This window comes from Mesorhizobium sp. M3A.F.Ca.ET.175.01.1.1 (genome assembly GCF_004791945.1).
Classification (GTDB): Bacteria; Pseudomonadota; Alphaproteobacteria; order Rhizobiales; family Rhizobiaceae; genus Mesorhizobium.
In genome coordinates this window covers 1-337 of sequence record NZ_SRTP01000204.1, presented here as the reverse complement: position 1 = coordinate 337, position 337 = coordinate 1, and the positions used below count along the sequence as shown (strand labels likewise).

1 protein-coding gene is annotated in these 337 nt (G+C 60.8%); it reads right to left on the bottom strand.

The genetic code is table 11. From position 1 onward, the window contains the following. The coding region (locus EN818_RS33370; RefSeq protein WP_210237330.1) for a hypothetical protein at window positions 1-186 on the bottom strand (186 nt) is incomplete at its 3' end. Between the last annotated feature and the right edge of the window lie 151 nt (window positions 187-337).

Here is a 337-nt window from a genome sequence, read left to right as displayed (position 1 = left end):
GGCAAGCTGCGTGTTGATGCCGATCTTGCTGCCGTCTGTCGCCATGGTTCGTCGCTCGTCGAGATGTGTCAGGAGCCCAGCCATAGAGCGGTGGACCTGGCCGCGCAACCGCTCCGAATCCGCCAAGCGGCGGTGTTTGGATGGGCCAAATAAGAGGATTGCCGCCCTTATCGTTTGCGCGCCCATTGGCGCTTCCGGCGGATATCTGCCGAACGCAGCCGGTGCGCCTTGCCCCGCCATGCATCGCGCCAGTCCTTCCATCGCCGTCGACAATAGTAATGGCTGGGAATTCTCGTAATGTTCAAAATTTCCGGGGTTTGGGACTTGCCGGTTCCGG